Below are 3890 nucleotides of genomic sequence, written 5' to 3' on the forward strand. Positions count from 1 at the left end.
GTTGTACGTCGCGCTCGGCCCCTCCAACTGATCAACGAACCACAACCGACGCTGCGCAAAGGACAACGGAAACATCAGGACCCCTCCTGGTTACGCATCGGCCTCAGGGCCAGCCTGGTTGACTTCTTGTTCCCGAGCTTCTTGGCGAGCCCGGCCACCGTCGGAGTCTCGAACAGCGCCCGAACTTCCATCCGGACACCTAGCACCGTTTTGATCCGGCTGATCAGCCGAACCGCGAGCAGCGAATGCCCGCCGAGCGCGAAGAAGTCGTCGTCCACTCCCACGCTGTCCAACCCGAGCACCTGGGCGAACGCCTCGCACAGGACCCGTTCCCGCTCGTTGGCCGGCGCCCGGCCAGCCCGGCCCCGTGCCCGGAAGTCCGGGGCAGGCAACGCTTCGCGGTTCAGCTTTCCGTTGGCGGTCAGCGGCAGGGAGTCGAGCACCATCACGGCAGACGGGACCATGTAGCCGGGAAGCCGTTCGGCGGCGAACCCCCGTATCTGTTGAGGAAGTTCTTCGTCAACAGCGGTTCCGGTTGTGGTGGGGACCAGGTATGCCACCAGGTGCTTTTCTCCCGGGGTGTCTTCACGCGCGATCACGACGGCCTGGGACACCCCCGGGTGCGTGCAGACCACGTCCTGGACCTCGCCCAGCTCGATCCGGAAACCACGGACCTGCACCTGCTCGTCCGTACGCCCCAGGTACTCAAGCTCGCCCTTCACGTTCCACCGCACCAGATCACCCGTGCGGTACAGGCGCTCACCACCCCCCAGGGGAGAGGCCACGAACCGCACCGCCGTAAGCCCGGGACGCCCCAGATAACCACGCGCGAGACCGGCGCCCGCGATGTACAGCTCACCCGCCACACCCACCGGCACCGGCGCCAGGTCCCGGTCCAGGACATACGCCCCGGTATTACCGATCGGCACCCCGATGGGAACCTCCCGCACCCCCGGACGGCAACGCCACACCGTGGCATCGACAGTCGTCTCCGTCGGACCATAGGTGTTGAACATCACCCGGCCCGCCGACCAGCGGCTCACCAGCTCCGGCGAGGACGCCTCACCACCCACCTCGAGAACGACGCCCGCATCGATCGCGCCGTCCTCCAGACCCGCCAGCACCGCCGGCGGCAACGACACATGCGTCACCCCCTGCTCCCGCAGGAAGACGGCCAGCTCATCACCCACACGCCGACCGGCGGGAACAACCACCAGCGCCGCCCCGTACGCCAACGCCAGCGCCCACTCCAGGCAGAAGACGTCGAAACTCATCGACGCGAACTGCGCCACACGCGAGCCGGGCCCCGCCCCGAAACGCGTCAGGGCCGCCACCGTGTTCGCGAACCCGCCCCGCGTCACCGCCACACCCTTGGGACGGCCTGTCGATCCAGAGGTGTAAATGACATACGCCAGGCCCTGCGCCCCCACCGCCGGCCACTCACCCACCGGGCCGACACCCGCCAGCGCCGTCTCCACCTCGGGCGAGTCCACAACCAGCAGCCGCTCCCGCGACCAGGTCAGTCCACCAGCCGTGCCCGAGGAGGCCAGCACCACCACCGGGCCCGCATCCTCAAGCATGAACGCAATACGTTCCGCCGGATAGCCCGGGTCAAGCGGCAGATACGCGCCACCGGCCTTCAGCACAGCCAGCACCGCCACCATCAAATCGACGCCGCGTTCCAGACACACACCGACCAGCGACTCCGCACCCACACCCCGCTGGACCAGATACCGCGCCAGACGGTCCGCCCGCGCATCAAGCTCGGCATAGGTCACCTCCACGTCCCCGGCGACCACCGCCACCGCATCCCCTGCAGCCGCTACCTGAGCATCGAACAAGTCCATCACCGGCACCGCAGCCGATCCGGTTTCCGGATCCTTCCACCCGGCCAGCAGCTGGGCCCGCAGACCCGAATCCAAGACTTGGACGGAGCTCAGTGGCAGATCCGCTCCTCCATCCAGGGTCCGTTCCACGGCGGCCACCATGTTCTCCACGGCGGTGGCCACCAGGGAGCCCACAGCACGCGGATCGACCGGCGCGACCGCGTCCACGGCAAGTGTCAGACCATCACCGTCATCGTCGACCGACACCGACAACGGGAAGTTGTCACGCTCCCGCGAATACCGCAGCTTCGTCCCGGGGATAGCTCCGGCAGACTCCTCACCCGACGACCCCCCGTTGCCGTGGCGGTAGTTGAACAGTGAGGTGAACAGAGGTGTGTCACCTTCGACACCACTGGAACGCTGGGCAAGAGCCAGTGGCGCGTGTTCGTGCCCCAGCAACTCGCCGAGCTGTCCGCGCATCGTCGTGACCGATTCCAGTGCGCCGAGTTCACCTGTCCGCAGACGGACCGGGAGGGTGTTGATGAACGGACCCGGAACCCGGTCCGAGCCTGCACCCGCGTTCATCCGGCCGAACAACACTGTCCCGAAGACCACATCGTCACGGCCGCTCACCGCCGCCAGCACCCGCGCCCACGCCACGTGCAACACCGTCGCCACGCTTGTCCCCAGACGACGCGAGACCTCACGCAACCGCACCACCGACTCAGGATCCAGCGGCAACCTCACGTGTTGCGCATCCGCACCGTCGCCTCGGACGTCGGACAGTCCATACGGGGCGGTGGGCTCGGTGACATCCCCAAGGAGCCCGGTGAAGTACCGCTCGTATTCACCAGTAGCAAGGCCGGCCGTCGCCTGAGCGACGAAGTCACGGAACGGAAGAGGCTCGGGAAGCATGTCGGCACGGCCGGCCAGAACGGCGTTGACCTCACCGAGCAGCACTTCCAGAGCGGTGTGGTCCTGCACGATGTGGTGCACACGCACCAGGGCGAGCCAGCGCTCCCCGTCCGGCAGGACCGCGGTGTGAACGCTGATCAGCGGGGCGCGGCCCAGGTCCATCGACATGCCCACCACGTCCAGCAGCTCCTGGACCGGATCAGCAGCCGACTCTCCCAGCACCACCCGCGTTACCGGCAGGGTCGCCTCACGCCACACGACCTGCACCGGCTCCGGCAGGCCCTCCCACACGAACGAGGTCCGCAGAATGTCATGCCGGTCGATCACCTGCTGCAACGCGACGGTAAACGCCTCCAGCCGCTTACCCGAGTCGAATTCCATCACCGACGGCAGGACATACGCGTCCTGCTCGCCGCCGGCCAGCAGGTGGTGGAACAACAGCCCAGCCTGCAGCGGAGCCAGCGGGTAGATGTCAGCGACATTCGCCGCGCCGCCCCGGACCGAGCTCACGATCCGGCTGATCTCATCCGCGTCCAGATCGACCAGCGGCAGCATCTCGGGAGTGATCTCCCGCACACCGGCAGGGATCAGATTCTCCGGCACCGCCACCGGTCCCGTGCCGGTCGTCATCGCAAGTCCGGCAGGAGTCGGGGTCTCGAACATCGCCCGCACCGCTATGGACACACCACGCTCACGAAGCAATTCCACCAGCCGCACCGCCAGCAGTGAATGACCCCCCAGCCTGAAGAAGTCGTCATCGACCCCCACACTCTCGAGACCCAGCACTTCAGCAAAAGCAGCACAGAGGATCTCTTCACGCGCATCAACCGGGCCACGACCTGGGCCCGTTGTGTATTCGGGGGCGGGCAGGGCCTTGCGGTCCAGCTTCCCGTTCACGGTCAGCGGCAGCGCGTCCAGGACCACAACAGCCGAGGGCACCATATGCCCCGGCAACTGCTGCCCCGCGAACTCACGCACCAGCGCGGGCAGTGCGACAGCATCCACACCCTCACCCGGCACCACATACGCGACCAGCCGTGTATCACCAACCGAATCCTCACGCGCGATCACCGCCGCCTGAACCACCCCCTGCCGCCCAGCCAGCACCGCCGCGACCTCACCAGGCTCGATACGGAAACCACGCACCTT

General features: G+C 67.3%; 1 protein-coding gene. It reads right to left on the minus strand.

The window, feature by feature from the left end:
- Positions 1–74: 74 nt before the first annotated feature.
- Positions 75–3890: non-ribosomal peptide synthetase (locus ABT084_RS37705; protein WP_502969302.1), on the minus strand; the 3816-nt coding region annotated here is incomplete at its 5' end.

Source organism: Streptomyces sp. NPDC002138, from assembly GCF_040296485.1.
Taxonomy (GTDB): Bacteria; Actinomycetota; Actinomycetes; order Streptomycetales; family Streptomycetaceae; genus Streptomyces.